Annotated in this window: 16 protein-coding genes; 11 read left to right on the top strand and 5 right to left on the bottom strand. The window is 66.8% G+C overall.

The annotated features are described in order from the left end of the window. The first annotated feature begins 10 nt into the window (after positions 1–10). The 5 genes from EV192_RS40265 to EV192_RS40245 all read left to right on the top strand — a co-directional run bounded on the left by EV192_RS40265 (position 11) and on the right by EV192_RS40245 (position 3,124). Positions 11–475: a hypothetical protein gene (locus tag EV192_RS40265; RefSeq protein WP_132123934.1), complete on the top strand. Its 465-nt coding sequence runs from the start codon at positions 11–13 to the stop codon at positions 473–475. A 73-nt stretch (positions 476–548) separates the two neighbouring features. Next, entirely contained in the window at positions 549–1,628 is a 1,080-nt protein-coding gene (locus EV192_RS40260) for a PPE domain-containing protein (RefSeq protein WP_132123933.1), read from the top strand. Next, complete coding sequence (locus EV192_RS40255) at positions 1,625–1,912, top strand: hypothetical protein (protein ID WP_132123932.1); 288 nt, start codon at positions 1,625–1,627, stop codon at positions 1,910–1,912. The genes EV192_RS40260 and EV192_RS40255 overlap by 4 nt, the downstream gene beginning before the upstream one ends. Further along, positions 1,902–2,618, top strand: coding sequence for a hypothetical protein (locus EV192_RS40250; protein ID WP_132123930.1), 717 nt, complete (start codon positions 1,902–1,904; stop codon positions 2,616–2,618). Before EV192_RS40255 ends, EV192_RS40250 begins: the two co-directional genes overlap by 11 nt. Next, on the top strand, positions 2,615–3,124 hold the full coding sequence (locus EV192_RS40245; protein WP_132123929.1) for a hypothetical protein: 510 nt from the start codon (positions 2,615–2,617) through the stop codon (positions 3,122–3,124). Before EV192_RS40250 ends, EV192_RS40245 begins: the two co-directional genes overlap by 4 nt. Here the strand turns inward: EV192_RS40245 and EV192_RS40240 are convergent. Further along, entirely contained in the window at positions 3,105–3,848 is a 744-nt protein-coding gene (locus EV192_RS40240) for a helix-turn-helix transcriptional regulator (protein ID WP_132123927.1), read from the bottom strand. The genes EV192_RS40245 and EV192_RS40240 overlap by 20 nt on opposite strands. A 66-nt stretch (positions 3,849–3,914) precedes the next feature. Here EV192_RS40240 and EV192_RS40235 point away from each other — a divergent pair, with 66 nt between their 5' ends. From EV192_RS40235 to EV192_RS40225, 3 genes are all read left to right on the top strand, one after another. Continuing rightward, positions 3,915–4,685, top strand: coding sequence for an ESX secretion-associated protein EspG (locus EV192_RS40235; protein WP_132123925.1), 771 nt, complete (start codon positions 3,915–3,917; stop codon positions 4,683–4,685). Between the two features lie 166 nt (positions 4,686–4,851). Beyond that, entirely contained in the window at positions 4,852–5,835 is a 984-nt protein-coding gene (locus EV192_RS40230; protein WP_132123923.1) for a hypothetical protein, read from the top strand. A 468-nt stretch (positions 5,836–6,303) separates the two neighbouring features. Next, complete coding sequence (locus EV192_RS40225; RefSeq protein ID WP_165960879.1) at positions 6,304–9,297, top strand: nidogen-like domain-containing protein; 2,994 nt, start codon at positions 6,304–6,306, stop codon at positions 9,295–9,297. 60 nt (positions 9,298–9,357) lie between these two features. Here EV192_RS40225 and EV192_RS40220 read toward each other — a convergent pair whose 3' ends face one another. Beyond that, positions 9,358–10,158 carry a dihydrofolate reductase family protein gene (locus EV192_RS40220; protein ID WP_243727372.1) on the bottom strand — a complete coding sequence of 267 codons (801 nt, stop codon included), beginning with the start codon at positions 10,156–10,158 and terminating at the stop codon, positions 9,358–9,360. Between the two features lie 290 nt (positions 10,159–10,448). Further along, on the bottom strand, positions 10,449–10,886 hold the full coding sequence (locus EV192_RS56355; protein ID WP_243727371.1) for a hypothetical protein: 438 nt from the start codon (positions 10,884–10,886) through the stop codon (positions 10,449–10,451). A 229-nt stretch (positions 10,887–11,115) separates the two neighbouring features. Here EV192_RS56355 and EV192_RS40205 point away from each other — a divergent pair, with 229 nt between their 5' ends. Both EV192_RS40205 and EV192_RS40200 read left to right on the top strand, forming a co-directional pair. Next, positions 11,116–11,313 (top strand): hypothetical protein, encoded by a 198-nt coding sequence (locus EV192_RS40205; RefSeq protein WP_132123920.1) that lies wholly within the window; start codon positions 11,116–11,118, stop codon positions 11,311–11,313. 253 nt (positions 11,314–11,566) lie between these two features. Continuing rightward, positions 11,567–11,869: a hypothetical protein gene (locus EV192_RS40200; protein WP_132123919.1), complete on the top strand. Its 303-nt coding sequence runs from the start codon at positions 11,567–11,569 to the stop codon at positions 11,867–11,869. A 296-nt stretch (positions 11,870–12,165) separates the two neighbouring features. On the opposite strand, the gene EV192_RS40195 is transcribed toward EV192_RS40200, so the two are convergent. Both EV192_RS40195 and EV192_RS40190 read right to left on the bottom strand, forming a co-directional pair. Beyond that, positions 12,166–12,366, bottom strand: a complete 201-nt coding sequence (locus EV192_RS40195) for a hypothetical protein (RefSeq protein WP_132123918.1) — start codon at positions 12,364–12,366, stop codon at positions 12,166–12,168. 299 nt (positions 12,367–12,665) lie between these two features. Continuing rightward, entirely contained in the window at positions 12,666–13,148 is a 483-nt protein-coding gene (locus EV192_RS40190) for a hypothetical protein (protein ID WP_207926579.1), read from the bottom strand. Positions 13,149–13,539: 391 nt separating this feature from the next. On the opposite strand from EV192_RS40190, the gene EV192_RS40185 reads away from it, so the two are divergent. Continuing rightward, entirely contained in the window at positions 13,540–15,738 is a 2,199-nt protein-coding gene (locus EV192_RS40185; RefSeq protein ID WP_165960878.1) for a vWA domain-containing protein, read from the top strand. Positions 15,739–15,752: the final 14 nt, after the last annotated feature.

Genomic DNA, 15,752 nt, shown 5'->3' with positions numbered 1-15,752 from the left:
GTTTGCCGCCATGGCGAGAATTCAGGACATGCACGATGTCCGGCGGATGGCACGAGAGGAACATGCCCTCCGCGAGCGACCACGCCCACACATCGCCAAAGCGTCCGAGTTTGCCGCGCCGACCGGGGCCGGGGCGGACGCGGTCGTCGCCGATGGCGGCGCTGACGGGTTCGATCTCGAACCGCAGGCGTTGGACCAGGCTGAGCAGGATCTGGCCCGCCTGTCCGACGAGATCGGTGACCACTTGCGGGCGGCTGAGGTACTCGGGGTTGTCCTGCAGGATGGCAAGAGTCCGGTGACCCGGCCGATGCGGCGGGCGTTCGGGCTGCGGGGCGGTGACGAGCCCGGAGGTGTGCGAACAGCGTTGCAGGGATACATGGACGAGCTGACAGCCATCCGGAACGCCATTCGCCAGGTGCGTACGATCCACACCGAAAACGATCACAACGCCGCCAACGGCCTGTCGGAGCAGTGAGGTGACTGTGGACGGTCCAGCTCCGCGCAAACATCGTTACCGTACGGACGGGCACCATCCGTTGCCACAACGGGTGAAGCGCGAACGTGCACGGAACTGGCATGACGACGACGTGTTCGCCCGGATCAACTGGCGGGTGTACACGCACACCGAACTCTGGGACATGATCCAACAGGCCGCGCCGGGGCAACTCGGCGCGGTGGCACACAACTGGGGTCTGGTCGCGCAGGGCGTGGACGCCACGACGGCCAAGGTGCACGAGGTCGTGCAGCGACTGATGTTCTCGTGGCGGGGGCCGTCCGCCCAGCAGGCGGCGGCCTCGGTGTCGGCCCTCACGAGATGGGCCGCGGACGCCAGCGAGACAGCGCACACTGTAGGGAAGGGACTCGACTCGTACACCTCGGCGGTGGAGCGCGCCCAGCAACACATGCCCGAGCCGGTGCACTACTGGGCCGAGCGCTCCTACAAAGCCGGTTACGACGTCAAGACCCTCGACGGACCCAACGGCCTGTACATGGCTGACCAGCTCATGGACGACGTCATGCCGTCGAAGAAGCAAGCGGACGAGGCCAAGGAACGTGCCATCGACGTGATGCGGACGTACGAGGCGTCCAGCCGCGACGTCCACAATGATCTCCCCCAGCCGTTCCAGGCCCCGCCCTCGACCACCGACTTGAGCGCCGCCGACAATCCCGCACCGGTGCGACCGGATCCGCGACCGGATCCTGTCATCGGGACGCCGGACACCAAGCCACTGCGGCCAATCCCGGATCCATCACATCCGGGTGCGGTGTTCGTTGGCGTCCCCGGCACGGACGCGCAGTCCGCGGGCGTCGATCCAGTCGCTCCCGGCTACGGTTCCGCCTCAGGTCTTGGATATGGACCGGGTGCGGACTCCAGTTCCGGGCGTGGTGCGGGCTTCGCGGGTGCGGCTGGGCCTGGCAGTGGCGTCGGTGTGGTGGGTCCAGAGGGCGCCGCCGGGTACCGCGCGGTGGCCGGGACACGGAGTGGGGCACAGAGTTCGGCGTGCTACCCGCCGGGTGCCGCCGGCGCCAACCGCGAGGAGGACCTGGAGCACAAGAGCAAGTGGGGTGCAGGGATCGACCTGCTGGACGACCTGCCCCCGGCCTTCCCGTCGGTGCTTGGCGAGTGAGCGGTTACCGGACGGATCCGGCCGAGCTCGCCGAACTGGCCCGTCGCCTGGCCCAGGCGACCGAGGATATCCAAGCCGCGTCGGCGGTTCTGGCAGAGGGAGCAGCAGGCGACCTGGGACCAGGCGGCGTGACCGAGGTGGTCGACGAGTTGACACGGATGTGTGCCGCGAAGATCGACGGCGTACACGGCGAGTTGGCCGCGGCGGAGCAGCGTGTCCGGGCGACTCGGGACGCCTACACCGGGGTGGAGTCACGCGTCGCCGGGAGCTTCGATGCTGGGTGAGTTTCGGGGCCTGGGCTTCGATCCCGCACCGGGCAGCCCGGACGCGGTGATGGCCGCCAGCGAACGCTGCCGGACCGCCGCCGACCGCATCCCGCGCCTACCGCCCAATGTGCACGAGTGGTGGACGGGGATCGCGGCAAGCGCTCTCCACGACCAACTCGGCGGTCAGCCCGCGCAGTTGACCTCGGCACAACAGGTTCTGCGCGGCACGGCCGACGTGCTCGACGAGTGGGCGGCCACGTTGCTCGACGACCGGCGCCGGGCGGAGCAACTGGACCGTCATGCGGTCAACCTGCGGCGGGCGATCGCGGCCGCACAAGACACTGTGGACAGTGCACACACCGCAGCCCAGCTCAGCGCCGATCCTGGGATCGAGGCCGACAGGCACAGGGCGGCGCGGCGGCACCAGAGCCTGAGCGAGGAACTGGACGGTGTGCTGAACGCTGCCCGCGAGCTGAAGCGAGAGCACCTGGCCGCCGCCCACGAGGTCACCGAACGGCTCCGTGCCTTGGCCCCAGGTGACGACCTGGTCGCCGTACCGCCGCAGCCGCAGCCACCGGCGTTGGCCGAGATACTCGCGGCGCAGTCCAGGCTCGCCACCGAGTTGGCCGCCGTACTGCCGCGGGCACGTAGTGCGAGGGCCGAACCGGCCAGTGCCGCTGGCGCTTTCGCGGCGGCGCTCACAGAAGGGCCGCCGACGGCGTGAAGCTGGCCTCGATTCCCGGTATCACTTCGGTGTCGTTGCGGTCGGTCGCGGACACCACCGCTGAACTTCTCGCCGCGATCACCCGGATTGCCGAGCATGACCCCACCCTGGAGGCCGCGGCGGTGCAGGCCGCGGAAGCAGCCCACCGCGACCGTGCCGGGCTGCTCGCGGTGGTGACGCATCCGGCCGCTGATCCCGGCATCCTGGTCGGCGGCGTGATCACCGCAAGCCAGGCCGAGGAGTTGCGGAACCACCTCCTGCACGCGTCCACGCCGGAGCTGCGTGAGGTGACGGAAGCCAAGACAGCCAAGGGTTGTTCGGTGCTGATCGTGGAACCGATCCTGATGGCGGGAGCCCAACTGCAGGCCGTCGTCACCGACACCGCACCGGCCACACGTGCCACCATGTTCACGCTGCACTCGCCGACCGGACGGGGCTGGCTGGACCTGGCCGGCGTGGCCGGCCGGTTGCTGTCCACGCTGGAGTTCACCGCGCGGTCTCCCTGAACTGCCTCGGCGTCTGTCCCACGACTTTGCGGAACGTACGGGAAAAGTGCGTGGCGTTGACGAACCCACAGTCCTTGGCGATCCCGGCGATGCCCTGACTGGCCTTGGCCGGGTCGGTCAGCAGGTTCTTGGCGCGTTCCAGGCGCATGCCCCGAATCCGCTCGGACACTCCCTGCCCGTCGTCGAACAACTGGTAGAGACGCCGTCGGGAGATGAACAGCGCGTCCGCGACGCGGTCAGCGCCCAGCGATGGTTCGGACAGGTGCTCGCGGATGTAGTCCATCGCTTCCCTGCGCCGTACCGCGAGTGTGTCCACCCGGTCCAGTTCGGCCCGTAAAGCGCTGCGCAGCACCAAATTCGCGAGTCCGATCAGATAATGCGACAATCCATGTGGGTCCAGCGCCTCCCGAGCCGACAGCACCTGCGCGACAGCGTTCGCGAACAATTCACGCAACGCGGGCGAAACTTCGACGGGCTGGAACATCAGCGGACGCAGCTCGCCGAACGCAATCGACAGCCGTGCCGCGGCGACGGCCAGCATCACCACACCGTCATGGGACGCTTGTAAAGCACAGTCAGCGAACGCGACATCGCCTGCGCGGACAGGGCAATGCATGAGCAGCTGAACACGTTCCCGCGCAGCGGTTCCGTTGATCGCCGCCAACACCGCATCCGTTCCGGAAGAGCGGACGACCAAGTGCCCGCTGACGACGTTCTGGCCCATACCGTCCACTCATCCATTCCGACCGCTATAGTCCGCAGCGGCCCACCGTAGCCGAGGGAGGACGGGATGGCCCGATGTACACCGACAGCGCGCGGCGTGGTGCTGTCCCACTTGGAGTTCGACCTGCTGTGGGACGACCTGTCCGGGCAGACACCACCCTATCCGCTGGAGGTTCCCTCGCACGGGGTGACCATGGCGGAGCGCGACGCGTTGGGCGCCAAGGTGTTCGCGACACTGGAGAACGCCGGACTCACCGACGGTGAAGAAGTCGCTCCGGGTCTCCGGGAACTCGTCGAACTGCTGAATCGTCCGACACGTTCCGTGGACGCACTCGTGTTCGGCGAGAAGGCATGGCGGGTGTTGGCCGCCGGCACGGGCGAGCGGGCTGTGCTCGCGGTGCTGGACGACAATGAGCTGACACTCGAACCAGCCCGTCCTGACCGGCTTGTCGCGGCGGCCATGCACGTCATCGGAGATCTTCCCGCCGGCCCAGGGGAACCGGTCCGGATGCCTCGGGAGGCGTTGTCGGCCGCGATGGAGGCGTACGCACGTTCCGGGTACAACGGGTTCGAACGGGTCCTCGCGGCGGCGCACGTCACAGGCCGGGCCGCGCGGGCGGTCATCACCCTGGTCGACTCGGAGCGCACGGGCGCGGGCCAGGCCGCGGCGAACGGTCCGGACGGACGGTCACCGATCGTCAGCTGGTACGACACCGCGACAGGCCGTTACGCGGTGACGGTGGAAGCCGTGGGAAACGAACTGTTGGCCACGCTGACGCCGGCCGACGGTACGTGGATCAGCCGCCGGCTGACCGAGTTGCTCGACCAGGTCATTTGATGAACCAGAACGGGTGACAGGTCCGTGGCGCCGGTGGCAACGCGCCGCAGATCCCACCGCACGGTAACAACTCGGCCGACGAGATCGACAGGCTGCTGTCCCCGCGTGAGAACAGCGCCATTGATGGAGTAGTAACGGCTCCTGGTGTGGCACAGATACTCGAATCGTGACCGAGGAGCCGGACCGTCAACCGGATGACGTTCGCAATACGCTATCGGTGGGCGAGTCCGAGTTTGTGGTGCAAGCGGCGAACATCAAGGGCGGGATCCACTATCATGATCACCGCCCGATCGAGCCCGCGGCCAATCCTGGTTGGTTGCCGCGTGCGGGGAAGTTCCTTGCGGCCCACCGATGGATTGGCATCTGCGCTGTCGTGACAGTGAGCGGCCTGGTCATCGCTGTTTCCCTGAGGCCGTCCTCGACGGGGGGCGCGCCCGGTCCGTCTGTCGCCACGTCGAGTTCCGGCGTGCCGGCGGTGATGCCTGGCGCGACAGCGAACCCCGCTGACGTGCCGTTCGGGGTGACTCTTGTCTACGACCGGAACCACGTGGACAACGGAGCTGCCATTCCGCACTGCGGCGGCCACGGCCAGTGGGTGTTCCCGCAGCCCATCACGTCGATCGTGCCGCCCCCAGGCGTGGGGACCATGGACGAGACCTGGGCGCACACCATCGGCGGCGTCGATCACCAAGTGACCAACTTCAAGCTGGCGATCCAGGGCAAGGAGCCGAGCGCCGTCAACCTGCTCGACATCCGTCTCGTCGACGTGCACAAGACCCCAGGGATCGCCGGGCCAGTGGTCCGCACCGTGGCGGAGTGCGGTGAGCCGGACGAGGGCCGGCTCAAAATCATCCTGGATCCGCCGTTGGCTCAACCGATCACCGAGGTCGACGGGCACAACTTCCCTTTCACGACATCGGACAAAGACCTCGTTCAGCTCCAGATCAACGCGGTAGCCAGTCTCGCCAACCGCCCTGAGGACATCTGCAACTGCCTGGTCTCCTGGCGGCTCGCGATCGACTGGGCCTACAAGGGACAACTGGGCGCACCATTGATCGTCGATGACTACGGCAAACCCTTTCAGACTCAGCATGGCTCATCGACCGGCACCTGGCTGAGAGACGGCGGCACCTGGTTCAGATTCAGCTGACGAACGCGGGGAGGCATTGTTCCGACAAGCGCCCTCGTTATGGTTCGTGTGCGTTCAGGAAACGCGAGCCGTCGGCGACGAAGAGACCGGGCAATTGGTGATTGTTCGACATTGATCGCGGTGCATCCGTAGTAACGGTTCCGACTGGTTCCCGATTTGCTTGGCAGTTCGTACCCGCGTTTCGCGTTACCAAAGGAGCCGAGTATGACAATTGGCCGGAAATTGATCACCTTGGGCACATGCCTCAGCCTCCTACTGGGCGCGGTGCCCAGTGTCACGTGGGCGGCAAGTGGGCCAAGCGCTTTCTGTCACATTACCGATGGATCATTTACCACCTGCGCGGACGGCACCCGTGAATGGGCCGATGTGACGCCGGCGGAGTTCCCCCAACGGCACGCGTTTCTTTACTCCGATCAGGCGAACCTGAGACCGGATCGGGCGGAGCCCGGGTCACCGGCGGACACGTTCATGCTGCTGTATGACGAGTGTGGGACGACCACACCGCTGCGTAAGGACGATTATTTCCTGGTGAATTTCGATACCGTGGAGAAGCACCAGAACGGTCCCGAGGAGCTGGTGCGGTACAGCATCCACGTGTTCTCGGATGGCACGATCATCTTCATCGAGAACGGGCACGTGCAGACCGACAGCGCTGGCCGGTCACGGGTGGCCGAGATCGACGGCCAGCGCGGGAAGGCCACTTTCGGGCGGTCGCCGCGGTGCGATTTCGACCACCTGGTCGTCGAATACGAGATCGAACTGTCGGCGGCGGGTGGGGACAGTTACTCGCCCGATCCGCTGTTCTGGGGCGGCACCCCGCCCAACAAGCCGCCGGTCGCGGTCAACGACACCAAGGACATCGCGGACCGGCCGCGCGACGACATTCCGGTGCTGGGCAACGACTTCGACCCGGATGGCTCGCTCGACCCCGGCTCGGTCGCCATCGTCAACGCACCCGGGCACGGCACGGCTCGGATCTCGGGCGGGGTGGTGACCTACGAGAAGGGCCAGGACTTCGAGGACACCGACGAGTTCAGCTACACCGTCGCGGACAACGAGGGCGCCACGTCGAACCAGGCGAAGGTCACCATCACCGGAAACTGCCCAACGGGCCTGTCGAATCCGGTCCAACTGCCACCGGTGACCGCCACCGACATCCTTGGCCAGATCGGCAAGGGCTACCGGGTCAGCTACGACCCGCTTGGCTTGACGTTCAACACTGTGTCGGCGCGCTCACCGGCGTACTGCTCGCTGGACTCCAACAGCGGCGTGCTTCGCGTGCGGCTCACCTGCTTGCACCCCTTCGGATTGTGCCCGGCAATATTCCCTCCATCCATCGGAGTGGTCGTGGCCACCAGCACGGCCACCGCGTCACTGGACTTCTACCGCGCCGAGGACGCCGCCGTCCCGCCCGTGTGCGACTTCCAAGCCTTGCGCAACAACTGCTCGCTGAACTCGCCAGCTGGCGGCTCGATCTTCGTGAAATGGCACACGGACGGGTTCGACATCCGCGACAGCCTGACCGGCACGCTCGGATACAACACCGGCCCGCTCACATTCTGGGCCAACCTGAACGCGCTGGCCTCACCCAAGGCACCGCTCGCGGCCAAGGTGCAGGCCGCCGAGGTGTACTTCCACACCACGCTCATCGACCACCTGGCCTCCATCGACCGGTTCGCCATCGTGCAGGAACCGCCGGCCGAGGTCCTGGTCACCGACCCGAGTGGCGCGCAGACCGGCCGCACGACCGCCGGTGCCGTGCTCAACGGCATCACCGGCTCGATCTACACCAACAACCCCGAAGGCAGCGCGGCCACCGCGCTGATCCTCAACCCGCCGCCCGGCCAGTACCAGGTCCTGGTGCACGGACCGGACGGATCGCCGTTCACCCTCTCCATGGCCGTGGTCGACCTCTTCGGCGACGCGCGCAACCCCGGGGTCACCGAGACCACCGCGTCCGGCACGACCTCGCCCACTGGCAACACGTTCTCGTTCAACGTGCCGGTCGCACACCGACCACCGCTGCCACGCCTGGCAACACGACCCGGCTTCGACGCCACCGAACTGCCGCCCAACGACGACGGCTCGACGGGCGCGGTGCCGATCGGGTTCACCGCCAACTTCTTCGGCCGTCAGTTCAGCTCAGCGTTCGTCAACAACAACGGGAACCTGACGCTGGACCAGCCGCTCGGCACGTTCACCCCGTTCGACCTGTCGAGCACGCAGCGGTCGATCATCGCGCCGTTCTTCGCCGACGTCGACACCCGCCAGGGCAACACCGTCCACTATGGAACCGGCACCGTCGACGGCCACCCGGCATTCGGCGCCACCTGGCCATCGGTGGGCTGCTACAACCAGATCACCAGTGTGCGCAACGACTTCCAGGTGGTGCTGGTCGACCGCTCGGACGTCAACCCCGGTGACTTCGACATCGAGTTCAACTACAACCGGATCCAGTGGGAGACCGGCACCGCCAGCGGCGGCAACGCAGCGTGCCAAGGCGGCGCCTCAGCCCGCGCGGGCTTCGCCAAGGGCACCGGCCAGCCCGGCACGTTCGTCGAACTGCCCGGCTCCGGCGTCCCCGGCGCCTTCCTGGATCTCAACCAGGACACCGGCTTGATCAACCACAGCGTCGACAGCCCGGTGCGCGGCCGCTACGACTTCGCCGTCCGCAACGGTGCCCCGGTGATCGCCGACGCCGACCGTGACGGAGTCCTCGACGAGCTGGACAACTGCCCGGACACCGCCAACCCGGACCAGCGTGACGCCGCCCTGGACGGCATCGGCGACGCCTGCGAGCCACCCGGCCGCCAGCACGCCACCGCGGGCTTCCTGCAGGCCGGGCTGGACGGACGGACCACGGTCGAGGCCGCGCCGCTCGGGGTCGACCAGGAACCCAGCCTGACCGACCGGCTCGTCCGGATCGTCACATTCCGGCTCGCGGCCGGCCTGGCCACCTCGGCCCAGACGCTCACCTCGAACCTGGTCGCCAGCCTCGTCAACAGCGGCCTCGTCCCCGCGTCCGGCGCCGACGCGCTCACCCAGGCCGTGCTCAGCCACCTCAATCGACCGCCGGACTGCCACGCACTACACCCCTACCCGGCCACCCTCTGGCCCCCGAACCACAAGATGGTCGGCATCACGGTCAGCGGCGCGACCGACCCGGACGACGGTGACACCGTCACCACGACCATCGACGCGATCACCCAGGACGAACCACTCACCGGTCCCGAAGACGCCACCGCACCGGACGCGACCCTGACCGCCCCGCTCTCGACCACCGCGTCGCTCCGCGCCGAACGACTCGGCACCGGAGACGGCCGCATATACCGCGTACACGTGACCGCCCGCGATGCCGCCGGCCTGACCTGCCAAACGACCATCACTGTCGCAGTCCCACACGACCAAGCCCACGCCCCGATCGACTCGGCCCCACCCAGCTACAACTCACTGGGCTCATAGCCGAAACGCGGCAGCACCGCCGAGTCCGCTCGGCTGTGCTGCCGCAAGCCCACTACGGAGTCACGGCTGTTTCCCATCCTGATGGACGACGCGGTAACGCATATGTGTGACGTTACGGCCTTCGAGCCGGCGGACGAGCTCCAGTTCGACGTGGCCGAGTCCGGTCGGCTCAAACAGCCGTCGTCCGTCACCCAGCAGTACGGGGACGAGATGCAGTTCGAGTTCGTCGAGCTGACCGGCTGCCAGCAACGCCTGCGCCGCACCCGCGCCGTGCACCAGCACGGGTCGATCTCCCGCTGCTTCTCGGGCCTCGGCGGCACACGCGTTGACGTCGGTGTAGAACTTCGCGCTGCCCGGTGGCTTGTCGGCCGGGTCGATGTGGTGGGTGAGCACGTTGATCGGCACGCCGTCGTGGTGGTCGCCATTCCATCGCTTGGCCAGCTCAAACGTGCGACGTCCGGAGATCACGGCGCCGGTCGAGCTGGCCTCGGCGTACACCTGCCCGTTGATCCCCTCGGACATCCGGTCGTCGAGCCAGTTGAACAGCCGCCCTCCGTCGCGGCCGAGCTCCTGGCCCGGCCGGTCGTCCGGCCCGGTGATGTACCCGTCTACCGACATGGACATGTACAGCCGCAGTGGCGTCCTACCCATCCTCATTCCCCTTCCTCTGGCCAGTCGACGTCGGTGATGCCGTCGGTGTGGCCCGCGGGCCACTGGACGAGTTCGATCCACGGTCGACCGGGTCAGCTGCCCGATCGGCGTCTCGGGCACGCTACCGACCACCTCGTAGCCGATAGCCGGGTAGAACGCCAGCGACTGCCCGAGATCGGTCACCCGCGATCCGACGTGCAACGTTCTCATCGCAGTACCTCCATTGCGTAGTCGATCATGCTACGACCGAGGTGCTCGCGACTATCCACACATTTCTGGGGCTCCCTGCCTGATGACCAAACAGCTTCGGATGTCGACCTACACTGTCCAGGACCATCTGAAGTCGATCTTCCCCAAGACTGGCACCAGCTCCCGTGGCGACCTCGTCGCCCGCCTGTTCTTCGATCAGCGCGCCATGCAACTTACAGCTCCGCCGGCAATTCCAGACGAGTTGCGCGGCGTTCGGTAACGGCCTGTCCTTGTCCTCCAGTGGGAGAAAGTCACAAGCAGAGGCGGCAGCGGAAGGCTGTGCCGCCAACTTGGGCCTGGGCGAACTCCTCCAGTTCGGTTCGCCGGCCGCAAAACTTGATGTAATCGCCGGTCCACCGGTTGCCGCGTGCAGGAGTACCGGCGATCGTGCGACATGTAGCCCGATGGAGCATCAGGTAATTCGGCGCGGGTCGACGGGCGGTGTTGAGCACGAACAGGTCAGGATGAGCGGCCAACCACCGCTCATAGCCAGCGTCGTCGTCCTGAAAGCGCTCCACTCCGACATCATCCTCCAGGCCCGTCGAGCAACGCACGCTCAGGCCGAGGAGAGAGTATTCGTTGCCGGACGGTACGCTCGAACAGTCGTATTTCGATGGATAACGAACCGACCCTTGGCGGTCGAAGACGTTTACCTGTCCAGCGATGTCCACCTCGCCGAAGTCGAGCAAGTCATGCGGCAACTCGAGGACGCCCGACGCAGGACACCCGCTTCGAAGGTCTACTGTGTACACTCGCCCGCTCGGTCCGCCGCTACGTTCACGATACAGGACCGGCCGTCGCGTGTGGACTCCGATCCTCGTACTCCCCGATTCGACTACGCGAACTCGGCGAAGCCGTGGTCACGCCCGCAACCAGGCACGGCATCTGCCACATCCGCCGATGTCAGACCGGTCACGCGTGAACTCGCCATATCCTGCGTCGTGTCCTCCGCGAGGTCAGCTTTCCCGCGCAGCGCTGGGAATCATTACCAGCGCCGACCTGTTCGGCGCGGACGTCGGCACCTGCGAACGGTTGCGCCACCTGCCGTTGCTGGCCCGGCCGTACCGCGACCTCGCCGAGGTCGCCGACCTGTTGGACACGATACCGGCAGCGTGAGAGGACCAAGACACGGACAGAGCCGCGGTGTCGGCTTTGTTTGCCTGGCCGGCGTGGGGGTATGTCCCGGACAAGCGATCAGAAGGGGTGCCCTGTCACGGACCAGGGTCTACCGGAACGGAGTCCTCGCCGAGGAGGACTTTTCGGCCAGCCGAGGTGTCCGATCATCATGCGCGCGGTGGCAGGGGCGGTGATGGAAGTGGTGCGCGACAGGGACCTGGCACCGACTGATCAACGTGCATAGGGTTCACCCATGAACGACGAGATCACGACCACGGTCGGCAGAGAGTTCTACTCGTTCGACGGTCGGATACTGGAGATCTTCGGCGGTCACGCTCTCCGCTTCCACATACGGCACCTGCACCTACGCGTCACCGGCCCCGACCGGAAGGGGAAGCGGACCGTGGAGATTGCGCATGGCCGGCCGGAAGTCCCGGGCACGAGACACATCTGGAACTACACGGCCGCGGAATGGGAACAGGCCCAAGGCCTGGTCGCGCTGTTGGAAGCGGTACAGGCGGCCATCGACTCCACCGCAGGACACCGGCCCGTGTGACCCGAGCCGCCTACCGGAACGACGCGGTCGCGCACTTCGGCTCGCCGACTCGACAAAGGCGCCAACACGAAGATCGAGGTGCTCAACGCCGGGCCGTGCGCATCCACCACCAACTCACCGAGGCAGCCGGCACCTGGGCCAACCTCGACCAGGAGCCGGCGCCCCTGTATCGCGGCAGCCGCATCACCCAGGCCGCCCAGTGGGCGAGCACCACGCGCAGCGAGCTCAGCACTCGAGAAACAAGCGTTCTAAGGGGCAAGCCTGCGACCGACCGAACGCCGCTGCCGGTGCGTAGGTCAGTTGTCGCCTGATCCGCCACCACCGCCGCAGTCGAGGTGGTTGTCGCCTGCTCCCCCACCGCCGACCGCAGCCGGGCCAGCGACGGTGGTCGCGGCACGTTGCGCCATCGCTGGAGCAGCGGCCGCAGGTACAGCGAGGAAGGCCATCAGCACACCGGCGGACGCCACGGCGAGCGCAGTGGACAAGAATCTGTTCATCGTCGAACCCTTTCTCTCTTCGGAACGGGTGCGCCGGCCAGCACGCTGTGTTCATCGCAGACCGGGCCAGCAACGCTACTCGCGCAGATCACCTGGATTCCGCACATCGTCGAGAACAATCAGCCGGCGTGCTGGCCAACCACTCCATCAAGCGTCGCGCACCCAACTGAGGGTCGGCTTCCTGGAGACCGGTCACATCGGCGGCGACGCGAATCCTCACCGTGGAATCAAAGCCGCCGTCCCAGTACCCGCCTTTCGGAGACGCGAACCGTGGCACGGCAACGCCGGAGGGGCCATATCTACCGCGGATACGTCGGTCGGGCGACACCTGGCGGCCAGCAGACGTGGACCTGGCGACCGACCTGGCGGGCGTATGCGACCGCGTCCGCCGTACCACCGGGACCGCGGCCGGGGTTACCGTCCCAGATCGCCACCACTACGTCGGAATTGTCGACGATATACTTGCCCGCCGCCATGTATGCCGTCGGCAACGCATGGTCGTAGTCGAGTTCAGTGACCGTGGTCGCGGCTGCGATCAAGTCATAGTACGAGGCCCGGTCAATGATCGTCCCGGCATAGTCCCTGGCCGGGATGACCGCCTGCAATGTGCCACCGCGCTGTAACACCGCCCGCGCGAACAATTGATCCGCACCATCAGCCAGGCTGGTCATCCCGATGATGTCAGTGTCGCGACCACTCAGGAAGCCGGTGATCCACTGGTCCGCGTATGCGGCGATCTTTTCGGTGAGCAGCCGATGGCCGGTCACGCCGATCTTCAACATTAACCCTCCAGGGCGGTAGGTGCGTTGACAATGTTCTCGATCGGCGGGCGTCGTGTTGAGCTTCGCCGTGCGGCGAATTGGTTGCGACTGTGTCACGGATGGTTCGGGTGCGCTCACGCACGTCGATCGAATGCACACTTTCCGCTGCTGGGAGTCGTTTCACAGGACACGAGAGCATACACTTCGTCTGCGTCGTGACATACGTTACCCGTCGAACCTTTTGATCTTTCCAGGTCACTCCAATGGTGTACCTCGATCCCGTTGATTCAGGCTCGGTATACGTTGGCGAATGGCCGTAACACGATTCCACCAGTGCTCGATGCACGGGCAGATGACGTCCCTTTGCCAGGGCGCTTCCTACGGGGCTGACAAAAGTGTGGAGTGGATGCCGGTGAACGTCCGTCTTTCCGGGTTTCTCACGCCTTTGGCAGCGACACTGGTGATGTGCGCGGGTCCGTGGGCGGCCAAGGCGTACCAGGAGCCGCCACCGGTCGTCCGCCCGGCGACGATCGTCATTCTCGTTGACGAATCCGGCAGCATCAGCAACGCCGACCTGGTACGCGAACGGGAAGCCGCCGCGACGATCGCGTTGGGCGAGTACGCGCCACGCTCGACGATTTCGGTAGTGGGTTTCGGCAGCAGTGACGGCCCTGGCCAGTCCGCCGTCGACGTCGTGTGCCCGCCGGTCACGGTGACGACGGCCGAGGATCAGCAGCGCCTGGCCGACTGCACCGGAAACCTGCGCAAACGTGGACCCGGCCAGGGACAGGGCACCGATCACGCCGCCGCGCTGCGGCAGGCGATGAGCTACATGGGAGACGCGAAGCCCGACGGGCCACGGATGATCTTCCTCCTCACCGACGGCGAGTTGGATGTGAGCGGCAGCCCCGCGTACGGCCCCGACAACGTGGGCAACCAGCGCAACGCCGCCGCGTGGACGGTCGTCGACGACACGCTCAACCGGGCTCGCGCGGCTCAGACACAGGTGTGGCCGCTGGGGTTCGGTACCGTCAACAAGGCCGCTCTCGACCGGTTCGCAGAGGGCGGTTTCGCCGGAGCGTGCGGCCCGAAGGCGCCGAAACCCGCCGCGGTCGTGGTGAGTTCCGCGGCCGACGTCGACCAGCAGTTGCTGCGCGCCTACAGCGCGGCCAGATGCGCCGGCACGAGTGACCTGCAACAGCGGAGGCTCAGCCCGGGCAGCACCGAGTCCATGACGGTGGACATTCCGTCGATCGCCACCGACGGCTCCATCGTGGTCGTGAAGCACGATCCTGGAATCGCGGTCAGCTTCAAGGATCCGCACGGCGTCGAGGTGCCGAAGTCCGGCGCCCGGGACGGATCCACGTTCCAGGGCAGCGGACAGAACGGGCCGGTCGAGGCACTGCGGATCGTCAATCCGACGCCCGGCAAGTGGACCGTCACGTTGACATCCTTCCCCGCCATGACGGCGGTCGACGTGACCGCGGTGGTGATCTGGCAGGGAGCGGTACGCGCGGTCCTGACCGTCGATCCACCGTCGCCGCAGCCCGGTCAGACGGTCACCGTGTCACTGAAACTCCAGACTCGCAACCAGGTCGTCACCGACCAACTGTCTACATTGGACTTCACGGTCACCATGGCGGGTGCTCCGGTGGCCGTCGCCGACGACGGCAGACAGCCGGACCGGCAGGCCGGGGACGGTATCTACACCGGTGTGGCCCAGGCGCCGGCGACGGGCGCGTCGGTCCAGTTCACCGGTACGGTCACCGGCGTCGGGGTCAGCGGGGACACGCGGACGTACGACGCCGCACTGAGCACCAGCCAGACTCAGGTGCGAGCGCAGATCAAGGTCGACGCCGCGACAACGGTCGAACCGGGCAAGGCCGTCCAAGGGACGGTGACCGTCACCAGCGCACTCGGGCGAGCCGTGAAGTTGCGCCTGCAGGTCACCGATCCGGGGCCGGGCACGAAAGTCAGCGTTCCCGGCGAGGACACCATCCTGGACGTCCCACCCACAGGCAACACCGACTTCGCCTTCCGGCTGCTGTTCGCGCCGGACACCGGCCGCGGTCCGAACACGATGGTGCTCAAGGTCGTCCAGGACGCGGACGACAGCCAGGTGTTGACCCTGTACCCGTTCACCGTCGACGTCGACTACCCGCCGCCGGTGTGGCTCTACGTCGCCGTTCCCACCGCACTGGCCCTGGCGGCCGTGCTCTGGCTGGCGCGGCGTTCCTACCGGCGGGCAAGGGACGTGCGTGGTCTCGCGGTGTACCTGTACGAGAACGGACGGCCGCGCGGTGACATCGCGGCGCCGGAGAAGGCCGCCACCAGCTTTTCCTTCGCGGTGCGAACGGGCGAGAACACCCCACCGTACCTCGACGAGCCGGTGTCCCGGGCGGATCCGGACAGGTACGAGCTGAGACGCGTCGGCGGGCGGCTGACCGTGCTCGGAGTCCACATCGGACGGAGTGAGCTGCTGGTCGGCAGCCGCGTGCCGATCGCGTCGGAACTGGAGATCGAGGTGCACGACGAGCGTGCCACCGCGGTACCCGCCTTCGCCGAGCCCGGACACGACGAGTCACCCGATCCAGTACCGCCGAACTCCTAGCGCCACACCACGGA

It is taken from the genome of Actinocrispum wychmicini (genome assembly GCF_004345645.1).
Lineage (GTDB): Bacteria > Actinomycetota > Actinomycetes > Mycobacteriales > Pseudonocardiaceae > Kibdelosporangium > Kibdelosporangium wychmicini.
The sequence above is the reverse complement of the archived record's forward strand: the minus strand, read 5'-3'. Positions and strand labels throughout refer to the sequence as shown.